We start from the raw sequence: 21,124 nt of genomic DNA, 5'->3' as shown, positions 1-21,124 counted from the left end.
GGGGAACCGGTTCACGCGGGGACGTCAGGGGTTCGTAAGCACTGGACGGGCTACTGAGCCCCGTCACGGCGTCCACGCCTCAGCCACCGCACCCCCGACCACACCCCGGCCACCACCCCCACGGCCACCATCGCCAGCACCCAGTTCCGCCCGTAGTCCAACGGCAGCACCGACGGGTTCGCCGTCCGCCCCGGCCGCAGCAGCACCGGCGACGCCACCACCGTCACCGCCCCCGCCACCACCAGCGCACCCCGGACCACCCCGCGCCCCACGACCGCCCCGACCGCGAGCACGAGCGGCACCACCACCCCGTCGTGCAGCACGACCGCCGCCCCGAGCCACACCAGGACGTCGGCGAGTTCCCGCAGGTCCGCGAGGAGATACACCCCGAAGGCCATGAACCCCACACCCACCATCCCCAGCACGGCCCTCACGCCAGCACCTCCAGCCGCCCGACCCACTTCGTCTGCAACACCCCGGGCCGGTTCGGCGCGATCAACCGCACCGGGAACCCGTGGTCGGGCACGAGGTCTTCCCCGTCGAGCCGCAGCGCGAGCAGCGTCAACGGGTCGCGCGCGTGCGCGGGCCCCAACTCCGACACCCGGTAGGCGCCCCTGAGCTGCAAGGACACCACCCGTACGCGCGCGTGCGCCGGCGCCCCCGCCCGTTCGAGGAGATCCACCACCCGCACCCCGCCCCAGCGCGCCGACGCGCTCCACCCCTCCACGCACGCGATCGGCAACTCGGCCTCGTACTGCGGCAGTCCACGCAGCGCGTCCAGGGTCAGGGTGTACGGACGCGGCCCGGCGACCGTCAGCCGGTACTCCTCGGCGCCGACGCGCCCGACGCCCGCCGCCGCGGCCGTCCGGTTCACCGGCAGCCCCTGAGGCCCCTCGTCGGGATGCCGGGGCGCGAACAGGACCGCCCCCTTCAGCGGGGTGAACGACTGCCCGACGGTCGTGAGCGTGACGGCCCCGACGGCGGCGCCGACCGCGCCCATGAACGAACGCCGCCCGGCGCCCTCCACCGCGAGCGTCCCCGGCGAACGGCGCGTCCAGTGCGCCCTGATCAGCGGCGCCTTGACCGCGAGGTGCAGCAGCAGCGCCCCCACGACCAGCCAGCCCACCGCGTAGTGCGCCGGCACGAACGAGAACGCCCAGGGATACCACTGCGCCGTGTTCAGCAGCCCCGTCACCAGCTCGAACAGCGCGCCGCCCACCAGCACCGCGACGGACACCCGCTCCAGCGCCTGCCCCACCGACCGCGCCGGCGGCCACACGAACAGCTTCGGATACACCGCCCACAACTTCGCGAGCAGCAACGGGATCGCCGCGATGCCCGAGGCGACGTGCAGCCCCTGCGTGAGCCGGTACCCCCACACGGGCCGGCTCGGCATCACCTCGACCAGCCACCCCGGCGGATGCTGCAGGAAGTGACTCACCAGCCCGGTCACGAAACACACCCCGAACGCCGCGCCCAGCCATCGGCCGAGCGCGGTCGCCGTACGGGGGTCATGCAGGCCGCCCTTGAACACGGGCGGAAGAACACGCAGCTTCATGCCCCCATCCCACTCGCCCGGGGGCCGCCGTGGAACAAGCGAACCCTTACGGAACACGGACGTTCGGGGCTCGATGGGGCCCGAAGCCCGCCCGCGTTCGCCGGCCGCACGACCGCGGGCCGCCCGCACCGAGGCGAGCGGCCCGCACCGCGACTGGCCAGCTCTGCAACTGACCAAATCTGCGACTAACTAGCTCTGCGCCCCCGCCCGGCGTCGCCGCGCGAAGTAGACCGCGCCGCCGCCCGCCGCGACGACCGCGAGGCCGGTGCCCGCGACGACGGGGGTCGTGCTGGACGCGCCGGTCTCGGCGAGTCGGCCGTCCGCGCTGGGCTGGTTGGGGCCCGTGGCGTTCACGGGCACGACGGCGGGAGCACCGGCGGCGGCCGGAGCGTCAGCGGCGGCCGGGGCACCGGCAGCGGCGGGTGCGGCCGGCCGGGAGAGGACCGCCGCGAACGTGCCGGCGATCAGCTTGTGGCCGGCGGCGTTGGGGTGCGGGTCGGTCTTCGTGCAGGCCCAGGTGAGCTTGCAGATGGTGGCCACGTTGCGCGGGACCTTGCCGAAGCCGGGGACGTCGACCTGGTGGGCGAAGTCGTCCGAGGCGAACGCGCCCGCGAGGTCCGCGACCTGGAAGCCGGTGGAGCGGAACACCTTGGCGATACCCGCGTTGCCGGCCTTCATCAAAGGCGCGGAGTCCTTGGCCGACTTCTGGCCCGCCGGGCCCAGCAGCCAGGTCGCCAGGAACGGGTTGTAGTACGTCGACCCGACGAACCGGGTGTTCTTCGTACCCGCCTTGTGGAGCGCGCCCGTGATCTGCGCGAGGTTCCTGCCCATGGCCGGGGTCGCCTTGTTCAGGCACTTCGCGTCGAGCGCGCCGAAGGAGCTGACGCATGCCTTGATGTCGTTGGCGCCCACGCTGATCGTCACCAGGGCGACCTTGCCGCGGTGCTGCGCCATGGCCTTGAGCGCGGCGTCCAGCTGGGACTTGGCGTTCGGGTACCGGCAGACCCCGCCGGAGATCAGCGACTTCGTGGTCTCGCCGGTGCAGCCCAGGCGTATGTGCTTCAGCCCGGGGGTGCGCTTCTTGAGCTGCGCGTAGAGCTGGTCGGTGTACGCGACGCGGGTGTCCTTGTCGACGTCCGGCTGGTACCCGGCGGGGATGGAGTCGCCGAGCGAGACGTAGTACGTGGCGTCCTTCGCGCTCGCCGCGTCCTGGGCGGCGGCCAGGCCGGGGGTGCTCAGCACGACCGTCATCGCGGACAGGGCGAGCCCCGGTCCGAAACGCTTGAGGAGATTCATGGGCTTGCGTGCGCTTTCCAGTTGATGGGGGGTGGGGAGGCCGGAAGACGGGATGCGGTTTCCGGCAGCAGAAAGAACGCCCTTTGTGGTGGCGTGGGGGGAGTGCCGCCGCCGTGAACGTGTGGGGAGTTGCCCCGGTTTCGCTCCGGCGGCGCAGGCATCAATGTAGCGTTTTGGCTGGTGAGCCGGGTGTGTCCGATCGACAAAGTGAGATCGGATACGACACGTGTAAATGCCAGAAAGTCCCACCGGCACGCGATTTCACACATCTCAGACGTGCCTGGTGAGACCCCGTGGGAGCATTCCGACCGGACGGCATGCGGCAGGGCCGGCGCCGGCCGAGGGCGTCACTCAGCGGCCGAGCCGGGCGACGAGCAGATTCGGGTCCGTGCCCGTGAGGTAGGCCGCGCTCGGGACGTACACCCGGCCGCCGTGGACCGCGACGGACGTCGGCGTGCGCAGGCCGTCCGCCGCGGTGAGGACGGCGGTGTGGGTGCCGTCGGGGCGTACGAGGTCGACCTCGCCGTCGTCGCGGGCGGCGAGCAGGGTGTCGTCCCGGCCGGTGAACGCGAAGTCGTCGATCGACGGCATCCCGGTCGCCCGGACCTGGATCCCGCCCGCCGTGCCGCGCGCGGTGACCGGGATCCGCAGGACGGTCCCCTCGTCGAGGTTGGTCACCCACACGGCACCGCCGTGCAGCTTCAGCCCGTTGGCCCCGGCGAACGAACTCGGCCGCAGCGCCGCCCCCGACGCCCAGACCGTCGCCGCGCCGCCGCGCGCGGGGAGGCGGTAGACGACCCCGTGCACGGAGTCGGTGACGTACAGCAGACCCCTGCGCCGGTCCAGCGCGAGCCCGTTGGGCAGCCCGTCGGCGGGAAGGGCGGCGATCCGCTGCGGACGGCCGCCGGGGCGGACCGCCCAGACGCCGGTCAGGTCGGGCGTGCCGGTCGCGTAGGTGACGTACAGCGTGCCGTCGTCCGCGCGGGCGATCCCGCCGACGAACGCCTTGCCCAGGTTGGGCGTCCGAGCCTTCGCGGGCGCCGGGAGGGTGGCCAGCACGCGGGGCCGCCGGCCGGGGGTGACGCGGACGACCTGACGGGCGAAGGAGAACGTGAGGTAGGCCGCTCCGGTGCGGTCGACGGCGATGTTCTCGGGCTGCTGCCCGGCCGTCAGGTCGAAGTGGGCCGCGATACGGGGCTCGGACACGGGCGCGGTGGCGGCGGAGGCGGAGCCCGCCGAGGCCAGCAGCACGGCGACCGCGGCGAGGGAGATACGCAGGTGCATGGGGGTCGTCCCTCTACTCGGCGTGCACGCGCACGACGTCGAACGGCAGGTGCGGATCCGCCACCTGGAACTGGAAGTTGACGATCAGGAGGTCGTGCCCGTCGTACGCGGCCGTGGAGGGGCTGTGCATGCCGTGGCCGTGGACGGTGCGCACGAGACGCGCCCGCGTGTAGTCGTGGCTCAGCTTCAGGACGGCGATCTGGCCGTCGGGATGGTCGAGTTCGGTGACGGCGGTGAGGGTGTCGCCGCGCAGGAGGAGCCCGTCGCCGGAGATGCCGCGCGCGCCGCCGAGGTCGATCGGGACGACCTGGTGCGTGCGGACGTCGACGCGGTAGAAGGCGTAGTCGTTGTAGTCGGCGAGCAGGACGTGACGCCCGTCGGGGGTGACGACCAGGCCGTTGCCGTTGAACCCGGCGTCGTAGACCATCGGGGAGCCGGTCAGGTCGACGCCCACGCGCAGGGGCTGACGGACCGTCCCGGCGTCCAGCTCGGCGGCGCTGATGTGCCACAGCGCCGGGTGTGTGGAGTCGGAGACGTAGGCGTCGCCGTTCGGGGCGAGGGCGACGTCGTTGAGGAAGACGTCGGTGCGGCCGGTGTCGAAGACGTGCAGCAGCGCGCGGGTCCGCGTGTCGTACACGAAGACCTTGCCGGTGGCGCCGCCGGCGACGATCAGCCGGCCCGCCCGGTCGGTCTTCATCCCGGCGACGGAGACCCGCCCGTCCGTGCCGCCCGGCAGGAACACGCTGGTCGCGGGGTGGTGGACGTCGCCGCGGTAGATGGTGCCGTCGGTGGTGCTGCCGACGTAGAACCAGGGGGTGCCGTGCTGGCGGGCGATCCCCTCGGGGTAGGTCCGGTCGCCGGGCAGCGGGTAGCCGGCGGGGAGGGGAGCCCGGTGGTGCAGGACGGGGTGGTGGGGGACGTCACCGGAGGCGGCGGTGTCGGCGAGCGCCGGCGTGGCGCCGGCGAGGACGAGGAGCGAGGCGAGCGAGACGGCGGCGGTGCGGGTGCGCCGGAAGGCGGCTGACGACATGGCAGATCCCTTTGAGTACAGGCAAGTTGGGGTGTTCAGTGACCGGCGCTGAAGAGCGAGCGGTTGGCGATGTCGATGAGGAACGGGCCGACGTACGAGGGGTAGCGGTCGACGATCGCCCGCTTGTACGCGTCCCCGTCGTCGCCGAGCAGTTCGCCTGCGTCGGCGAGGTAGCGGCGGACCTCCTCGTAGATCTCCGGCCCGGTCGGCAGACCGTGGCCGGCGAGGACCGTGTCGTACCCCGTCTCGGCGGCGAGCGTGTCGACCGCCTGCCGCCACCCGGCGATGTCGTTGTTGCCGAGGTAGAGGTGGACGTCGTGGTAGACGAGGTCCTGCGCGATCAGCACCCGCTGCTCGGGCAGCTTGACGAGGAGTTCGTCGGCGGCCTCGCCGCCGCTGACCGCCTCGAAGACGAACGGGACGCCGTCGATGACCTCGGTACCGGGCACGAGGTCCACGGTCGGCGTGAAATCGGCCACCGGGATGACCTCCCCGGTGGGCAACCGGCTGTCGCCGCGCGCGACGATCTGCTCGCGGACCTCGGGCAGCGCGTGGACGGGGACGCCGAAGCGGGCGGCGCCGTTGTAGTGGTCCGGGTGGGCGTGCGTGACGATCAGCCGGTCCAGCGGCTTGCCGAGGCCCTTCGCGTAGGCGACGACCTCGTCCGCGTAACCGGGAAGGAGCTGGGCGTCGATCGCGACGATCTTCGCCGGGGTCTCGATCAGCTGGGTCGTGGTGTGGAAGGTGTCGGCCGGCGACATGTAGCTGTGGACGCGGACCGCGCCCTTGTCGAGGATCGTGACCGTGCCGTTCATGGGGACTCCGTGTGGTGAAGGCGGGCTCTTGTCGCCCTGATGACCTCCACTCTCGTCCGGAAACCGCAGGCCGACGAGGTGCGCTGGAGACGTGGGATGGTAATTCGAGGACTTGCGCCGGAGCGTGCTGCCGTGCGCGGTGTGCCGTGTCCGCGGCCCGGTTTCCGGGTGGGAAAAAGCTTGTGCGGCACGGTTGTCAGGGACCGTGCCGCACAAGCGGTCTGGTGGCTGCCGGCCGTCGGCCTAGCGGCTGCTGGACGCCATCTCGCGAGGGCGCGCGCTCTCGGGCCCGGCGCGCAGGACGCCCGCCCCCACCGAGGTGGTCACGCACAGCAGGGTCAGCAGGACGAAGGCGTGGTCGAGGGCGACCAGGTGGGTCAGCCAGCCGATGACGGCGGGCCCGGCGAGCATGCCGACGTAGCCGAGGCCGGCGACGCGGGAGACGTTGGCGCCGGCGGCGTCCGGGTCGGCGTGCCCGGCCGCGCTGAACAACTGCGGGACGCTGCCGGACAGACCCAGGCCGAACAGGGCCCAGCCGGTGAACGCCGCCCACATCCACGGGCCGAGGGCCACGAGCGTGATGCCGACGGCGGCCATGGCCGCGCCGTACCGCAGGATCGCCAGGGATCCGTACCGGATGACGAGACGGTCGGCGAGCAGCCGGCCCACGGTCATGGCGGCGGCGAAGGTCCCGTACGCGAAGGCCGCCGTGCCGGCGGGGGCGCCGAGGACGTCCTTCAGATGCAGGGCGCTCCAGTCGTTGGCGGCGCCCTCGCAGAGCATGACCATGAGGGCGAGGGCGGCGAGGACCCAGACGCGGCCGGTGGGACCCGGGGTTTCCCCGGCGCGGGGTGTCTCGGCGGCGGAAGCGGCGGGCTTCGTGGCGGGCTTTGTGACGGGCGCGGCCGGCAGCAGGGCACGCGCCGACACCAGCGCGACGGCGATCCAGGCGACCCCCATGGCGCCCATGCCCGCGACCGGGCTCAGACCGGCGCCCGCGGCCCCCGCCCCGGCGAGCGAGGCGAGGACGCCGCCGACGGAGAACGTGGCGTGGAAACCGGACATGACGGGACGCCCGTACGCCTTCTCCACGTGCACGGCGTGGGCGTTCATGCCGACGTCCAGACAGCCGTTGCAGAAGCCGAAGACCACCAGCGCGGCGGCCAGCGTCCACGGATCGTGGGCGAGGCCGGGCAGGACCAGGGTCGCGCCGCAGGCCACGCCGCCGGCGGGCACCACGACACGGGCCCCGAGGCGGTCGGTCAGCGGCCCGGCCACCTGCATCCCCGCGAAGGCCCCGACCCCGAGCAGCACCAGCAGGCCGCCGAGCGTGGCGTGGCTGATGCCCACCCGCTCCTCGATCGCGGGGATGTGCACCACCCAGGCGCCGAGCAGCGTGCCGCACAGGACGAAGTAGACGTAGGTCGCCACACGGGCGGCTCGCAGGGAACGTTCCATGCCGCCCACCATAACGAACATCTTTCATGTTCAAAAATCGACTGAACGAACACACTCGATGTTCGTTCCGGTGTGGTGTTCAATCACCGGTATGAGCAACGCAGACCGGCACGGGCTGATCACGAAGGCCGTCAGGGACTCCGGAAGCGCCACCGTCCAGGAACTCGCCGCCCTGACCGGTGCCTCGGAGATGACCATTCGCCGCGACCTCGACACCCTCGCCGCGCAGGGCGTCCTCGAACGTGTCCGGGGCGGAGCCCGCACCCTGCTGCTGCGCGGCGAGGAACCGCCCTTCGCGCTGCGCGCCCACGAGGCCGTCGACGCCAAACGCCGTATCGCCGCCGCGATCTCCGCCCTCATCGCCGACGGCGAGAGCGTCCTGCTCGACAGCGGCACCACCTGCCTCGAGGTCGCCCGCCTCCTGCGGGCGCGCCCCGTCACCGTGATGCCGCTCTCCCTCCAGGCCGTCCACCTGCTCTCCGAGAGCCCCGGCCCGGCCACCCTCGTCGTCCCCGGCGGCCAGCCCCGCGCCGGTGAGGGCGCCCTCACCGGTCCCCTGACCCTCGCCTCCCTCGCCGCCCTGCGCTTCGACACCGCCGTCATCGGCTGCTGCGGGCTGAGCGCGGCGGACGGCCTGACCGCGTACGACCTCGACGACGCGGCGGTGAAGAAGGCCGCCATCGCCTCCTCCCGCCGCGTCATCGCCGGCGCCGACGCCGGCAAGCTCGGCCACACCGCGTACGCCCACGTCGGCCCCGCCGCCCTCCTCCACACCCTCGTCACCGACACGGCGGCGCCCGCCGACGAGGTCCGCGCGCTCGAAGGGGGCGGCACGACCGTCCAGACGGTCTGACGTCGGCGGGTCGTGTTGGCCCGTGCGTGTGAAGCGAGGGGTGACAAGTGATCCTCGCGCGGGGATGCCGCCGGAGTTTCCGTGGACTCCTGCCAGGCTGAAACGTAGGGATCGTGATGTTTTCCGTGGTGTTCACGGGATTCGTCCCCGAGGCCGTCCTCGGCGCCCCCTCACGACGCACCCCCACGAAAGAGCCCCCCTTCCCATGACCTCCACCTCACGTCGGCGCAGGGCCTTCCGGCGCTGGTACGCGCGGACCGTGCTGCGCCCGCTCGGTCACCTGAACCCCCGTGACTTCCACCGCTGCGACGGGCTGTACCTCCCCGAAGGGCCTTCACACGGCCCGGAGTTGAGGGTGGCGGTGATCGGCGACTCCACCGCGCTCGGCCACGGCGTCGACCACCCCGACCAGACCCCCGGCGCCCTGATCGGCCGCGGGATGGCGAAGGAGACGGGCCGCCCGGTCCGAGTCGGCGTGCACGCGAAGTTCGGCGCGACCATCCAGGCCCTGGCCCCCCAGGTGGACCGGGCGCTGCTCGACGCCCCGCACCTGGCCGTCCTCACGATGGGCGCCAACGACACCCTGATGCCCTTCCCCCTGGGCCGCGCCGCCCGCAGACTCCGCGACCACGTCCGCCGCCTGCGCGCACAGGGGACGACGGTCGTCGTCCTCGTCGGCACCGACACGGGATACGGCGCCGCCTTCCCCACCCTGCCCAGACGCCTCCTCTCCTGGCGCTGCCGCCGCCTCGGCCGGCTCCAGGGCCGGCAGGCCCTGCGGGAAGGCGCCCGCATCGTCTCCTACCAGGACCCCGACTTCCTCCGCGACCAGGACCTCCTCATCGGCAAGGACCGCTTCCACCCCTCCCCGGAAGGCTACGCACGCCAGACGGGCCGCGTCCTGAACGCCCTCCTGGCCGCCTCCCCACCCCCCACACCCTCTTCCCGCCCCATCACCCCCCGCACCGCCGCCCGCGAGGTCATCCGCACCCGCGACTCCTACGCCGTCCCCCTGCCCCACACCCCCGACCGCTGCACCGTGACCATCACCCCACCGAGGCGGACGGCCGACAGCACGGACGTCACGTCCGTCCCGGCTCCACCCCCTCCTCCAGCGGTCCGGGCCGTGGCCGAGACAGTCGTGGAACAGCGTGACGATCTCGCCCTCGTCGCCGCGGGGCGGAAACGGGATGCGGGCGGGAAGTGTGGTGCGGATGCTCCCGTGCATGAAGATGCACGCGGGGCAGCTGACGGTGTCGGCCGAGACGGTACGGGCCTTGGTGGAGCGGCAGTTCCCCGAGTGGCGGGGGCTGCCGGTGCGGGAGGTCGCGGCGCAGGGCACGGTCAACGCCGTCTTCCGGATCGGTGACCGGCTCGCGGCCCGGCTGCCGCTGGAGCGGGCGGACGCGGGAGTCGGGCGGCGCCGGCTGGAGGAGGAGGCGCGGGCGGCTCGTGAACTGGCCGGCCGTACGCGTTTTCCCACGCCCGAGCCGGTCGCGCTCGGTGAACCCGGGGCGGGCCACCCGCTGCCGTGGTCGGTGCAGACGTGGCTGCCCGGCGTCGTGGCCGCCGACGAGGACCCCGGCGCGTCGTCCGCGTTCGCCCGGGACCTGGCCGTCCTCATCGGCGAGCTGCGCGCGGTCGGCACGCGGGGCCGCAGGTTCACCGGCACCGGCCGAGGGGGCGACCTGCGGTCCCACGACGCGTGGCTGGAGACCTGTTTCCGGCGCGGCGAACACCTGCTGGACGTCCCCCCGCTGCGCCGCCTCTGGGCGGACCTGCGGGAGCTGCCGCGCGGTCCGGCGGCGGACGTGATGGCCCACCAGGACCTGATCCCCGGCAACGTCCTCGTGTCCGGCGGGCGGCTCGCCGGCGTTCTCGACGTCGGCGGCTTCGGGCCGGCCGACCCCTCGCTGGACCTGGTGAGCGCGTGGCACCTGCTGGACGCCGGGCCGCGCCGGGTGCTGCGCGAACGCCTCGGCAGCGACGACCTCGAACGGGAGCGCGGCAAGGCGTGGGCGTTCGCCCAGGCGATGGGGCTGGTCTGGTACTACGTCGACAGCAACCCGGTGATGTGCCGGACGGGGCGGCGGACGCTGGAGCGCATCGTGGGGGACGGGTCTCAGCGGGGGCGGGCTGATGCGTCGGTGTGGAGGGTGAGGACGTCCGGGCGGGCGTAGTCGATGCGGGCGCGGGTGAGGTCGTCGAGGTCGAGCGCGACGCGGTACAGGGTGGCGCCGGAACCGTTCGCGGCCCGCCGGGGAACGCCTCGGGCAGGACGACCGCCGCCCGGATCAACTCCCCGGCCCGTGCCGGGTTCAGGCCGGGTTCAGGGGGATCGTGTCGAGGATGGCGGACGCCAGTGCGCGGGCCGGGGTCTCGGTCTCGGTGGCGACGCGGTGGAACGTGGTCTCGGCGGCGCGGGCGGGCCAGTCGGCGGGGAGGTGGGGGCCGGGCAGGCGGGGGTCGGAGCGGATGATGCCGAGCCATTCGCTGACCAGGCGCAGGCGGACGGCGATGGCGTCGGAGGCGGACCACTCGGGGGCCGTCCAGCGGGCGGTGAAGGCGGTGTAGCGGGCGGCCAGGGAGTCGAGGTCCCAGGTGTCACGGACCATCAGGCGGATGTCGGTCGACGCGTCGGCGCGGGCGTGGAAGACCTTGACGTGCGCCGAGAGGTCCAGTTCGGCGACGACGGCCGACACGTCGACGTGGCCCGGCGCGATCCACAGCCCGTTGTAGAGCGAGCCGAAGCCCGACCAGGCGAGCCGGGAGCGCAGGTCGTGCCGCCGGCTCTGCCACGCGTCGGGCAGGGAGAAGCCGAGCAGGGTCCAGGTGCCGTCCCAGTCGTCGTTGACGGCGCTGGTCTCCCAGATCCGGCGTCTGCCGTCGCGCAGGATCTGGGCGGTGAGCGGGGTGAGGCCGAAGTACATGCGCCGCCCCTGCCGGCGGCGCAGCAGCAGCCCCCGGTTGACCATGCGGCTGAGCGTGGAGCGCACCGCGTGTTCGCCGACGCCCGTGCGGGCGAGGACGTCGATGACGCTTCCCGAGTAGACGCACAGCGGTTCCTCGTCCAGGAGGTGGTTGCCGAAGAAGGTCAGCAGGAGGGACTGCGGGCGTGCCTGGCGGTCCGCGTCGGCGGGGGAGGCCATCACCGCTGCGGCGGGTGCGGGTGGGTCATGGGCCGTGGCTCCTCGGGGTGGAGGGGCGGGAGACGAATTCGTACGAGGGGACTGACACGGAGAAAGTAGGTGTGTAGATTGCGGGCGTCAAGTAAGTGCACAACGTTGCGGAGCTGTTCGGCTCCGACGTCTGCGCGGTTCTCCCGGCCTCACAGCCGTCGCCGATCCGGTCGGCACGGACATCCCCGACACGGCCGTCTTCCTTCCCCCGTGACGGTCCCTCACGTTCCGTTCTTCTCAAGGAGGAGCCCATGCACAGGCGCACGGTGTGGCTTGCCCTGGCCGCTGTGTCCGCCGCCGCCCTCGCCGGCTGCGGCTCGTCGGACTCCGGCGACAACACCGCCCCGCAGACCAGCGGCGGCAAGACCAGCGTCACGGTGGGCGTCATCCCGATCGTCGACGTGGCGCCGCTGTACCTCGGCCAGAAGCGGGGCTTCTTCGCCGGTCGCGGCATCGACCTCAAGATGGTCACCGCGCAGGGCGGCGCCGCGATCATCCCCGGTGTGGTGAGCGGACAGTTCCAGTTCGGGTTCAGCAACACCACCTCCCTCATGCTCGCCCAGACCAAGGGCGTGCCCGTCAAGTCGGTCGCGAACGGCGCGACCACCAACGGCAAGGTGGGCGGCGACGTCACCGCCGTCCTCGTGAAGAAGGACAGCCCCGTCACCTCGGCCAAGCAGCTCGCCGGCCGCACCGTCGCCGTCAACACCCTCCAGAACATCGGCGACACGACCGTCCGCGAATCGGTCCGCAAGGCCGGGGGAGACCCCTCGAAGGTCAAGTTCGCCGAGATCCCCTTCGACCAGATGCCGGCCGCGCTCGACGACGGCCGGGTGGACGCCGCCTGGATGGGCGAGCCCTCCCAGACCATCGCCAAGGCCCAGGGCGCCCGTATCGTCGCCTCGCCCTTCGCCGAGACCGACCCCAAGCTGACCGTCGCGACCTACTTCACCTCCACGAAGATCGCGCAGCAGAACCCGGACCTGGTGAAGCGGTTCACCGAGGCGATGAACGAGTCGTTGCAGTACGCCTCCGCCCACCCGGACGAGGCACGCCAGACCCTCACCGCCTACACCAAGATCAGCGGCGACGTCCTGGACAAGCTGATCCTCCCCGCCTGGCCCGCCGCCGTGGACCACGCCTCCCTGGAGAAACTGGCCGGACTCGGCGAGCGCGACGGCATCTTCGGCGACAAGAAGCCGGACATCGGGGCGCTGTTCTCATGACCACCGCGCACCTGGGCAACATACCCCGGCGCGGCCCGCTCCCCAGCCCCGCCGCCCTGCGCGGCCTCGCCGGACTCGCCGCCCTCGTGGCCGTCCTGGAGATCCTGCCGCGCACCCCCGCCGTCTCGCCCGACTACCTCCCCCCTGCCTCCACGACGGGCCGCGCCCTGTGGACGATGCTCGGCGAGCGCGCCTACTGGAGCGCGGTCGGCGACACCCTGACCGGCTGGGGCCTCGGCCTCGCCCTCGCGGTCGGCGGCGGGGTGGTGGCGGGCGTGGTCATCGGGTCGGTGCCCCTGCTGCGCGCGGCGACCGCCTCCACCGTCGAGTTCCTGCGGCCCATCCCGTCCGTCGCGCTGGTGCCCGTGGCCGTCCTGCTCTACGGCACCGACCTGCGCTCGAAACTGCTGCTCGTGGTGTACGCGTCGTTCTGGCAGGTGTTCGTGCAGGTCCTCGCCGGCCTCCAGGACGTCGACCCGGTCGCCGACGACACCGCCCGCAGCTACCGGCTGGGCACCTGGTACCGGATCCGGTACCTCCTGTGGCCCACCGCGCTGCCCTACGTCATGACGGGGATACGGCTGGCCGCGACCGTGGCGCTCGTGCTCGCGGTCACCGCCGAACTCGTCATCGGCGCCCCCGGCCTCGGGCAGCAACTGGCCGTCGCCCAGTCCTCGGGAGCCGTGCCCCAGGTGTACGCGCTGGTGCTCACCACCGGCCTGATCGGCGTCGCGGTCAACCTGGCGGCACGGGCGGTCGAGCGCCGGGTCCTGCACTGGCACCAGTCCCAGCGGACCGAGAGGTAGCCCCCATGTCCGTCCGAGGCGCCCTGCGCCGCGTCCTGCTCGCCGTGACCCTGCCCGTGGCGCTGCTCGCCACGTGGTGGTTCGCCAGCGCCGGCAGCACCGACTTCTACCTGCCGCCGCTCGAAACGATCCTGGAGAAGTTCACCGAGGTCTGGACGCCGGACCGGCTGCGGTCGGACGTCGTGCCCAGCCTCCTGCGGCTCACCGCCGGCTACCTGCTCGCCACGGCCGTCGGCATCGCCCTCGGGCTCGCCGTCGGCACGCACCGGGTCCTGCGTGACCTGCTGGAGCCGGTCCTCGAACTCCTGCGGGCCATCCCGCCGCCCGTCCTGGTGCCGGTGATCATGCTGTTCGCGGGCATCGGCGACACCATGAAGATCATCGTCGTGGCGAGCGGCTGCGTGTGGCCGATCCTGCTGAACACGGTCGAGGGCGTGCGCGCCGTCGACGCCGTCCTCGACGACACCTGCCGCTCCTACGGCGTCACCGGGGCGTCCCGGCTGTGGCACCTGGTGCTGCCCTCGGCGAGCCCGCAGATCGTCACCGGCATGCGCCAGGCCCTGTCCATCGGCATCATCCTCATGGTCATCAGCGAGATGTTCGCCGCCAGCAACGGACTCGGCTTCACCATCGTCCAGTTCCAGCGCTCGTTCGCGATCCCCGAGATGTGGAGCGGCGTCCTGCTGCTCGGACTGCTCGGCTTCCTCCTCTCCCTGCTCTTCCGGTTCGCGGAGAACCGGGTCCTGGCCTGGTACCACGGTCTGCGCCGGGCCCAGCGCGACTCCTGACCGACAGGCCCCCGGAGGCACCCATGTCCCTGCTCGACATCCGCAGCCTGAACAAGACCTACGCCGGGCGCGGCCGCACGGTCGAGGCCCTGCGCGACATCACCTTCTCCCTCGACGCGGGCGAACTCGTCTGCCTGGTCGGCCCGTCCGGCTGCGGCAAGACGACGCTCCTCAAATGCGTGTCGGGGCTGCTCGACCCCACCGGCGGCGAGGTGCGCCTGAAGGGCAGGCCGATCAGCGGCCCGCCGCCGGGCATGGCCGTCGTCTTCCAGGAGTACGGCCGCTCCCTGTTCGCCTGGATGACCGTCCGCCAGAACGTCGCCCTGCCGCTGCGCCGCAAGAAGCTCGGCAAGGCCCGCCAGACGGAACTGGTCGAGCGCGCCCTCGACGTCGTCGGCCTCGGCGACACCCACGACGCCTACCCCTGGCAGCTCTCCGGCGGCATGCAGCAGCGCGTCGCCATCGCGCGCGCGGTCGCCTACGAGCCCGAAGTGCTCCTGATGGACGAGCCGTTCGCCGCCGTCGACGCGCAGACCCGCGCCGACCTGGAGGACCTGGTCCGCCGGCTGTGGCGCGACCTCGGCGTCACCGTCCTGTTCGTCACCCACGACATCGACGAGGCCGTCTACCTCGGCCAGCGCACGATCGTGCTGTCCTCGTCCCCGACCGTGGTGCGCGAGGACCTGCGCATCGACCTCCCCGACGCACGCGACCAGCTCCACACCCGCTCCGCGCCCCGGTTCGCCGAGCTGCGCGCCCGCGTCTACGAGCAGATCCAGCGGGCCAAGCGCGAACGCCACCCCGACCCCGGTGCCGAGGCCGTCACGACGCGGCCCTGACGGACTCCCGCCCGGCGGGGCGGGAAAATTCCGGCAAAGGGGGATTTGGATTCGACCGGTCGGCAATGAGAGCGAGGGTTTTCCCGACAACTGGAGACAGCGCGATCTTTTCTCTTGTCATGTCCAGTGTCATTCGGTCAGGATTCGGGGGCGGTCGCCGGAAACGGCGATCCGTCGGACGACGGTCATCAGGAAAAGGGAACCCCCATGCCTTTTTCCGAACCCCCCACTGTTCGCGGCCGTCCGTCCGGTAATCCGGAAGGAACAACCCTTGCGCATCTCCCGGAAAACCCTCGCGGCGCTCGGTGCCGCCGTTCTCCTCTCCTCCCTGACGGTCTCGGGCGCCCAGGCGGCGGCCTCCCCCGAGGGCCACTACGACCCGGCCATGCTCAGCGCCCTGGCCTCCTCGCTCGGCGTCAGCCAGAGAGCCGCCGCCGAACGCCTCGACCACGAGACGTCCCAGCAGACCACCCTCACCGCGCTGGAGCGCAAGGGCGTCGCCACGGACGGGGCGTTCTTCGACGCGAAGGGCCAACTCGTCGTCAACGCGGAGAACACGCAGGCGGCCCGCCGGCTCACCGACGCGGGGCTGCACGCCCGCACCACGCGCCACGGCGAGAGCGAACTCAACAAGATCAAGGCCCAGTTGGACGCGTCGGCGCTCAACACCACGCCCGCCGGCATCAGCTCCTGGGGAGTCGACCTCGCCACCGACACGGTGACCGTCAAGGTCAACGACGCCGCCACCCCCGCGGCCCGCTCCTTCCTGAAGGCGGCGCGGGCGCACGGCGACGCCGTCCGCGTCGTGGCCGACCAGCAGGAACTCGTGCCGCAGGCCGTCATCAAGCCGGGCTCCGAGATGGCCTTCAACGGCTTCGTCTGCTCCGTCGGCTTCGGCGCCCGTGACTCCTCGGGCCGCCAGTACCTGGTCACCGCCGGGCACTGCATCGAAGACCTCCCCGTGCTCAGCTACCAGGGCAGCCGCTTCGCACAGGGCACCAACACCCGCTTCGCGTCGGGCAGCCGCAGCGTCGACATGGGCATCGCCCGCCTCGACTCGGGCAACTCCATCGACACCGTGGTCAACACCTACGGCCGGGCCACCGAACCCACGGTCTCCGGCAGCCGGCGCGCGGCGTCCGGGGCCACGCTGTGCAAGGCGGGCCGCACCACCAACTGGACCTGCGGACGCGTCACCTCGTACAACGTGTCCGTCACCTACTCCGACCCCAACGGCGGCCCCGACACCGTCGTCACCGGCCTCGGCAGCTCGTCCGTCTGCACCCAGGGCGGCGACAGCGGCGGCGCCTACATCTCCGGCAACCAGGCCCAGGGCATGACCTCGGGCGGCCCCGCGAGCCAGCGCTGCAACGGCTCGGTGAACTCGCCCGGCTCCTCCTACTTCCAGCCCCTCGACGACGCCCTGTCGTTCTACGGGCTCACCCTCAACACCGCCTGATCCACAAGGTGACGACATGAGCACGGGGCCGGCCTGCACAAGGCCGGCCCCGTTGCGTCATGTGATGGTCCGTGGCGAATGCACATAACATTTACACGGAACATTCACGGAAAAGAAACAGCGGTGTGACGAGCAGCCGCGAGGGAATTCAGCGAAAATGCCCCCGGTAAAAAACGCCCCCGGCATATACACGGCCGGTTTCCTCCACACGGCCGGATTTATCGAAGGCGCGGCGGAAACACCTTCACCGGCGTCAGTTCGGCAAGAACATCGCCGCTCTCCCGGCCCGCCGTCAGCGCCGCACCGCTCCGGCGCAGGACACCGAGCGCCGCCGAGTTGTCCGCCGTGGTGTCCGCGACCACGACCCGCGCACCGGCCCGCGCGGCCTCGTCGAGGAGCAGGCGCAGAGCGGCCGTGCCGATGCCGCGCCCCCGATGGGAACGCCCCAGCCACATCCCGGTCTCGAGGACGCCCTCACCGCGCAGGGCCAGCCGCGCCGACCCCACGGGCACACCGTCGTCGACGACCGTGAACGTGGACTCCCCGAGCGGGCCCGCGAGCCCGGGGAACCGGGAGCGGTGCCAGTCCCGGAAGGCGTCCCGCCGCAGCGCCGTCCACCCGGGCGGACCGGCCACCGGGGGCATCACCTCCTCGGGTGCCGCGTCCTCGACCGCCACCGCGAGGAGCCCTTCGAGGCTGTCCTCGTCCACCCGCCGCACCTCCACCCGACCGGTCACGCCGGCCCCCTTTCCGCCGACTGCCGGACACCGGCTGCCGATCCTCACGGGCCACGCGGCGCAGCGCCAGCGGTTTTCCGCGGGGCGCCGGCCGCACGAAAGAGTGAAAGTGCCGGTGGAACGGCGTGTCGGGGCACCCGGGGAGGGCACGCTTCGGTCTTCACGGGCAGGAGCGGACAGCGGGGAGCGGGCGTGGGACGGCCACAGGAGCGGACGGCGGTGCACCAGCGGCTGCGGTACCTGTTCGACAGGACGCTGGCCCGCAGCACGGCGACCCTGCTCGGCTGGCTGGCCCTGAGCTGCCTCGCGGTCGTCGTCCCCGTCAGCGCGCTGCTGGTGTGGACGGACCCGGCGGCCCCGCACTCCCTGTCCGGCCGGCTCACCCAGGTGTGGCGGGTCAGCGCGGAGACGCTGCGCCTCGGCGTGGCGACCGGCGCCCCGACCCGCATGGTGCTGTCCGTGCTGCTCGGGCTGATCGCGCTGCTGTGCGTGTCCACGGTCATCGGCGTCGTCACCACCGGCCTCGGGGACCGGCTCACGGAGCTGCGCCGAGGCCGCTCACGCATCCTGGAACAGGGCCACACCGTGGTCCTCGGCTGGTCCGACCAGATCTTCCCCCTCGTCGCCGAACTGATCGCCGCCCGCCCCGTCGGCACCCGGCACGTCATCACCGTCCTCGCCGACCACGACCCCGCCACCATGGAGAGAGCCCTCACCCACACCGTCGGCTCCCCGCCCGGCGTCCGCCTGGAATGCCGCTGCGGACCACCCACCGACCCCGACGCCCTGGCCCTGGTCGCACCGGGCACGGCACGGACGGTGACCGTCCTGCCCGCCGAGGACACCGACGGCGACCTCACCGTCGTCCGGACCCTGCTGGCCCTGCGCACCCTGCTGCCCGCCGAGCACGGCCCGCGCGTGGTGGCCGCCGTGCACGACGGACGCCATCTGCCGGCCGCGCGCCTGGCCGCCGGGCCACGCGGCACCGTCCTGGAGACCGACCGGACCACCGCGCGCCTCCTCCTGCAGTCCGCCGGACACCCCGCGATGCCGTCCGTGCTGCGCGACCTCCTCGACTTCTCCGGCGCCGAGTTCCACATCAGCGACGTCCCCCACGCGGCGGGGCTGCCCTTCGACGACGTGGCGCTGCGCCTGGAGACGGCCTGCGCCGTCGGACTCCTGCGGGCGGACGGCACCCCGCTGCTCACCCCCGCGCCGGACACCGTCCTCACGGCCGGCGACCGGCTGGTGACCGTCGCCCACGACGACCGCCCCGCAGCCCTCGGCGACCGCCGCGCCCCGGTCGACACGGCGGCCATCGCCACACCCCGGCCCCGGACCACCCCTCCCGCCCGGCTCCTGCTCCTGGGCTGGAACCGCCGCGCACCCCTGATCGTGGACCTCCTGCACCGCACCGCGCGCCCCGGCGCCACCCTCGACATCGTCACCACCGACGACCCACGAACGGATAGCGAGCACCCCTCGCCGCTGCGCGTCACGCACCGCGACGCCGACCCGGCCGCCCCCGAGACCTTCGACACGCTCGACCTCGCCGCCTACGACGGCGTCATCGCCCTCGGCGCGGACCACGAGACCCACCCGGAGCGGTCCGACGACCGGACGCTGCTGAGCATGCTGCTCCTGCGGGCCCGGGAGGAGCGGACGCGGCGGGTGCTGCCCGTGGTGGCCGAGATGCGCGACCACCGCAGCGGACGCATCGCCCCGCGCGGCCGGGCCTGCGACGTCGTCGTCCGGGGCGAACTCACCGCCCTGCTGATGGCGCAGATCGTCCACCACCCCGAACTGGCCGCCGTGTTCGACGAGATCTTCGCCGTGCGCGGCGGGGCACTCGCGCTGCGCGGGGCCGACCGGTACGTGCTGCCCGGCCGGGACGCCTCCTTCGCGACGGTCGTCGCGGCGGCGCTGAGGCGGGGGGAGTGCGCGATCGGCTACCGCGCCCACACCGGGAGCGTCCTGCTGTGCCCGGGTGCGTCCCGGCGGCGGGTGTGGGGCGCCGAGGACGAGGTGCTGGTGCTGACCGCGGGGCGGGCCGAGCCCTCCGTCCACGACCCTCGGGTGCCCGGGATGCGACCCGGGCGCGGGGCGGGGGACGCGCCCCCGAGCGTGCCGGAGGCCGGTGTCTCCCCGTGAAAGGGCGGCGCGCGGTCCGACGGCTCTGTAACGGCCGTACACGATCTCCGGGGGCCACTTGTGATCCGGCCGCCGGGTCACTGAGATGTTCGGCCGGTCTTCTGGTGCCCGGCCGGGGCACGCTCGTCCCGGCCGGAATCCGACACCGTCCCAAGGAGCCCCCATGTCCTCGACCGAGGCAGTGGAGACCCCGCGCGTCAAGCGCTCTCTGACGTCCCGGCTGCGCGCCCACGCCCGCAAGGCCGGGATCACGGCCATGCTGCTCGGCGTCACCGCCGGCGGACTCGGCCTGTCCGCCACCGCGCACGCCGCCTCGACGCCCAGCTGCGAGACCATCCCCAACCAGACGTGCCCGGCGCCGGGACCGAGCGGGGACCAGCTCCCGGCCCGCCACTCGCGGCCCGCCGGCGTCACCGAGGAGCAGTGGCGGGGCGCCACCACCGCGGCCGACTTCTGGAACGTCGAGGGCGTCAGCAACGCCCCCGGTGACCGCCTCCACCTCGTGATGCGCGGCCAGAACGGCTTCCCCGGGCGGGGCTGGCCCAGCGACACGAACCCGAACGCCCGCGCCTGGTACCACTTCGAGACCGGCAGCGGCCGGGTCCCGCAGCGCTGGTACATCGTCTACGGCGGCGTCTTCCAGGACCGCGAGCAGCGGGTGCAGAACCTGGAGCGGTCCCACCACGTCTGGGCGAGCGACGCGGCGGGCTCCAACGACGTCTACCGCGAGTACGACATCCACGCCTGGGCCGGCGACAACCACATCCGGGGCCGGGAGCGCATCGTCCGCAACGTCCGCAACGGCCACGTCTACGCGACGTTCGACCACTACGGCTCGTTCCACTACCTCGGGCGCTGGTAGTCCGGACGCCGGCAGGAGGACGCCCTGACCGGGGCGGGCGTCCTGCTCGCCGGGCGCCGGCTCAGGCGCGCAGCTTGTAGCCGAAGCCCCGTACCGTCTCGATCCGGTCCCGGCCGATCTTCGCGCGCAGCCGCTGGATGTGGATGTCCACCACCCGGGGGTCGCCGCACCAGGCGTAGTCCCACACCCGCTCCAGGAGCACGTCCCGGGTGAGGACCGTGCCGACCGCCGAGGTGAACTCCCGCAGCAGCTTCAGCTCCGTCGTGGTCAGGGCGAGGAGACGGCCGTCCCGGCGGACGTTCAGGGTCTGCGGGCAGAAGAGGAGATCGCCGAAGCGCAGCGGGACGGGGCTGGCGGACGCCTCGGCCCGCGCCGCCCGGCGCAGCAGCGAACGGACCCGGGCGATCAGCACCGGCCCGTCGAACGGCTTGGTCAGATAGTCGTCCGCCCCCGCCTCCAGCCCCATCACCACGTCCACCGGGTCCGTCCGCGCCGAGATCAGCAGCACCGGCACCCCCGACTCCTCCCGGATCCGGCTCGCCAGACTGACCCCGTTCAGCCCCGGCAACATGATGTCGACGACCGCCACACCAGGACTGCGCTCCCGGAACAACTCCAGCCCCCGCACCCCGTCACCCGCCGTACGCACCCCGAACCCCCGCGCCTCCAACGTGAGCCGCGCCGCCTCACGAATCATCTCGTCATCCTCGACCAGCAGGATGTCGTCCATGCGTCCCTCTCCTTCACCAGACGGCACCGTCCCGCCCCGGCCACCTCCCAGGG

20 protein-coding genes are annotated in these 21,124 nt (G+C 72.8%); 10 read left to right on the top strand and 10 right to left on the bottom strand.

The genetic code is table 11. The features are described 5' to 3' along the window. Nucleotides 1-50: 50 nt before the first annotated feature. The 7 genes from IAG44_RS00440 to IAG44_RS00410 form a co-directional block, all read right to left on the bottom strand. Complete coding sequence (locus tag IAG44_RS00440) at nt 51-434, bottom strand: hypothetical protein (RefSeq protein WP_246561338.1); 384 nt, start codon at nt 432-434, stop codon at nt 51-53. Beyond that, entirely contained in the window at nt 431-1,558 is a 1,128-nt protein-coding gene (locus IAG44_RS00435) for a molybdopterin-dependent oxidoreductase (RefSeq protein WP_187745134.1), read from the bottom strand. Before IAG44_RS00435 ends, IAG44_RS00440 begins: the two co-directional genes overlap by 4 nt. Before the next feature lie 189 nt (nt 1,559-1,747). Continuing rightward, nucleotides 1,748-2,854, bottom strand: coding sequence for an SGNH/GDSL hydrolase family protein (locus IAG44_RS00430; protein ID WP_246561334.1), 1,107 nt, complete (start codon nt 2,852-2,854; stop codon nt 1,748-1,750). Nucleotides 2,855-3,205: 351 nt separating this feature from the next. Next, on the bottom strand, nt 3,206-4,138 hold the full coding sequence (locus IAG44_RS00425; RefSeq protein WP_187745133.1) for an SMP-30/gluconolactonase/LRE family protein: 933 nt from the start codon (nt 4,136-4,138) through the stop codon (nt 3,206-3,208). Nucleotides 4,139-4,151: 13 nt separating this feature from the next. Continuing rightward, entirely contained in the window at nt 4,152-5,168 is a 1,017-nt protein-coding gene (locus IAG44_RS00420; RefSeq protein WP_187745132.1) for an SMP-30/gluconolactonase/LRE family protein, read from the bottom strand. Nucleotides 5,169-5,203: 35 nt separating this feature from the next. Further along, complete coding sequence (locus tag IAG44_RS00415) at nt 5,204-5,983, bottom strand: MBL fold metallo-hydrolase (RefSeq protein ID WP_187745131.1); 780 nt, start codon at nt 5,981-5,983, stop codon at nt 5,204-5,206. A gap of 243 nt (nt 5,984-6,226) precedes the next feature. Continuing rightward, a complete protein-coding gene (locus IAG44_RS00410) occupies nt 6,227-7,441 on the bottom strand; it encodes an MFS transporter (protein WP_246561330.1) in 1,215 nt (404 codons plus the stop codon). 91 nt (nt 7,442-7,532) lie between these two features. Here IAG44_RS00410 and IAG44_RS00405 point away from each other — a divergent pair, with 91 nt between their 5' ends. The 3 genes from IAG44_RS00405 (at nt 7,533) to IAG44_RS00400 (ending at nt 10,474) form a co-directional block, all read left to right on the top strand. After that, complete coding sequence (locus tag IAG44_RS00405) at nt 7,533-8,294, top strand: DeoR/GlpR family DNA-binding transcription regulator (RefSeq protein WP_187745130.1); 762 nt, start codon at nt 7,533-7,535, stop codon at nt 8,292-8,294. A gap of 205 nt (nt 8,295-8,499) precedes the next feature. Further along, nucleotides 8,500-9,663 carry an SGNH/GDSL hydrolase family protein gene (locus IAG44_RS43075; protein WP_246561328.1) on the top strand — a complete coding sequence of 388 codons (1,164 nt, stop codon included), beginning with the start codon at nt 8,500-8,502 and terminating at the stop codon, nt 9,661-9,663. Next, a complete protein-coding gene (locus IAG44_RS00400) occupies nt 9,572-10,474 on the top strand; it encodes an aminoglycoside phosphotransferase family protein (RefSeq protein ID WP_246561326.1) in 903 nt (300 codons plus the stop codon). Before IAG44_RS43075 ends, IAG44_RS00400 begins: the two co-directional genes overlap by 92 nt. A 138-nt stretch (nt 10,475-10,612) precedes the next feature. Here IAG44_RS00400 and IAG44_RS00395 read toward each other — a convergent pair whose 3' ends face one another. After that, on the bottom strand, nt 10,613-11,443 hold the full coding sequence (locus IAG44_RS00395; RefSeq protein ID WP_187745129.1) for a PaaX family transcriptional regulator: 831 nt from the start codon (nt 11,441-11,443) through the stop codon (nt 10,613-10,615). A gap of 281 nt (nt 11,444-11,724) precedes the next feature. Between IAG44_RS00395 and IAG44_RS00390 the strand changes: the two genes are divergently transcribed. The 5 genes from IAG44_RS00390 to IAG44_RS00370 all read left to right on the top strand — a co-directional run bounded on the left by IAG44_RS00390 (nt 11,725) and on the right by IAG44_RS00370 (nt 16,591). Then, nucleotides 11,725-12,699: an ABC transporter substrate-binding protein gene (locus IAG44_RS00390; RefSeq protein ID WP_187745128.1), complete on the top strand. Its 975-nt coding sequence runs from the start codon at nt 11,725-11,727 to the stop codon at nt 12,697-12,699. Next, on the top strand, nt 12,696-13,505 hold the full coding sequence (locus tag IAG44_RS00385; protein ID WP_187745127.1) for an ABC transporter permease: 810 nt from the start codon (nt 12,696-12,698) through the stop codon (nt 13,503-13,505). Before IAG44_RS00390 ends, IAG44_RS00385 begins: the two co-directional genes overlap by 4 nt. A gap of 5 nt (nt 13,506-13,510) precedes the next feature. Next, on the top strand, nt 13,511-14,293 hold the full coding sequence (locus IAG44_RS00380; protein WP_187745126.1) for an ABC transporter permease: 783 nt from the start codon (nt 13,511-13,513) through the stop codon (nt 14,291-14,293). A gap of 23 nt (nt 14,294-14,316) precedes the next feature. Then, a complete protein-coding gene (locus tag IAG44_RS00375; RefSeq protein ID WP_187745125.1) occupies nt 14,317-15,132 on the top strand; it encodes an ABC transporter ATP-binding protein in 816 nt (271 codons plus the stop codon). Nucleotides 15,133-15,403: 271 nt separating this feature from the next. Then, nucleotides 15,404-16,591, top strand: coding sequence for a S1 family peptidase (locus tag IAG44_RS00370; protein ID WP_187745124.1), 1,188 nt, complete (start codon nt 15,404-15,406; stop codon nt 16,589-16,591). 218 nt (nt 16,592-16,809) lie between these two features. Here IAG44_RS00370 and IAG44_RS00365 read toward each other — a convergent pair whose 3' ends face one another. Further along, nucleotides 16,810-17,328 (bottom strand): GNAT family N-acetyltransferase, encoded by a 519-nt coding sequence (locus tag IAG44_RS00365; protein WP_246561324.1) that lies wholly within the window; start codon nt 17,326-17,328, stop codon nt 16,810-16,812. Nucleotides 17,329-17,520: 192 nt separating this feature from the next. Here IAG44_RS00365 and IAG44_RS00360 point away from each other — a divergent pair, with 192 nt between their 5' ends. Beyond that, on the top strand, nt 17,521-19,479 hold the full coding sequence (locus tag IAG44_RS00360; protein ID WP_246561323.1) for a CASTOR/POLLUX-related putative ion channel: 1,959 nt from the start codon (nt 17,521-17,523) through the stop codon (nt 19,477-19,479). Nucleotides 19,480-19,642: 163 nt separating this feature from the next. Further along, nucleotides 19,643-20,341, top strand: a complete 699-nt coding sequence (locus tag IAG44_RS00355) for a ribonuclease domain-containing protein (protein ID WP_187745123.1) — start codon at nt 19,643-19,645, stop codon at nt 20,339-20,341. A 61-nt stretch (nt 20,342-20,402) separates the two neighbouring features. Here IAG44_RS00355 and IAG44_RS00350 read toward each other — a convergent pair whose 3' ends face one another. Next, on the bottom strand, nt 20,403-21,071 hold the full coding sequence (locus IAG44_RS00350) for a response regulator transcription factor (RefSeq protein ID WP_187745122.1): 669 nt from the start codon (nt 21,069-21,071) through the stop codon (nt 20,403-20,405). Nucleotides 21,072-21,124 lie beyond the last annotated feature (53 nt).

The organism is Streptomyces roseirectus, assembly GCF_014489635.1.
Lineage (GTDB): Bacteria > Actinomycetota > Actinomycetes > Streptomycetales > Streptomycetaceae > Streptomyces > Streptomyces roseirectus.
Note: the sequence above shows the minus strand (reverse complement) of the source record. Positions and strands in the feature narration are given on the sequence as shown.

Bases quoted from the DNA above. Each gene is read 5' to 3' on its own strand.
- IAG44_RS00435 (WP_187745134.1), bottom strand. From the start codon at position 1,558: ATGAAGCTGCGTGTTCTTCCGCCCGTGTTCAAGGGCGGCCTGCATGAC.
- IAG44_RS00430 (WP_246561334.1), bottom strand. From the start codon at position 2,854: ATGAATCTCCTCAAGCGTTTCGGACCGGGGCTCGCCCTGTCCGCGATG.
- IAG44_RS00425 (WP_187745133.1), bottom strand. From the start codon at position 4,138: ATGCACCTGCGTATCTCCCTCGCCGCGGTCGCCGTGCTGCTGGCCTCG.
- IAG44_RS00420 (WP_187745132.1), bottom strand. From the start codon at position 5,168: ATGTCGTCAGCCGCCTTCCGGCGCACCCGCACCGCCGCCGTCTCGCTC.
- IAG44_RS00415 (WP_187745131.1), bottom strand. From the start codon at position 5,983: ATGAACGGCACGGTCACGATCCTCGACAAGGGCGCGGTCCGCGTCCAC.
- IAG44_RS00410 (WP_246561330.1), bottom strand. From the start codon at position 7,441: ATGGAACGTTCCCTGCGAGCCGCCCGTGTGGCGACCTACGTCTACTTC.
- IAG44_RS00405 (WP_187745130.1), top strand. From the start codon at position 7,533: ATGAGCAACGCAGACCGGCACGGGCTGATCACGAAGGCCGTCAGGGAC.
- IAG44_RS43075 (WP_246561328.1), top strand. From the start codon at position 8,500: ATGACCTCCACCTCACGTCGGCGCAGGGCCTTCCGGCGCTGGTACGCG.
- IAG44_RS00395 (WP_187745129.1), bottom strand. From the start codon at position 11,443: ATGGCCTCCCCCGCCGACGCGGACCGCCAGGCACGCCCGCAGTCCCTC.
- IAG44_RS00390 (WP_187745128.1), top strand. From the start codon at position 11,725: ATGCACAGGCGCACGGTGTGGCTTGCCCTGGCCGCTGTGTCCGCCGCC.
- IAG44_RS00385 (WP_187745127.1), top strand. From the start codon at position 12,696: ATGACCACCGCGCACCTGGGCAACATACCCCGGCGCGGCCCGCTCCCC.
- IAG44_RS00380 (WP_187745126.1), top strand. From the start codon at position 13,511: ATGTCCGTCCGAGGCGCCCTGCGCCGCGTCCTGCTCGCCGTGACCCTG.
- IAG44_RS00375 (WP_187745125.1), top strand. From the start codon at position 14,317: ATGTCCCTGCTCGACATCCGCAGCCTGAACAAGACCTACGCCGGGCGC.
- IAG44_RS00355 (WP_187745123.1), top strand. From the start codon at position 19,643: ATGTCCTCGACCGAGGCAGTGGAGACCCCGCGCGTCAAGCGCTCTCTG.
- IAG44_RS00350 (WP_187745122.1), bottom strand. From the start codon at position 21,071: ATGGACGACATCCTGCTGGTCGAGGATGACGAGATGATTCGTGAGGCG.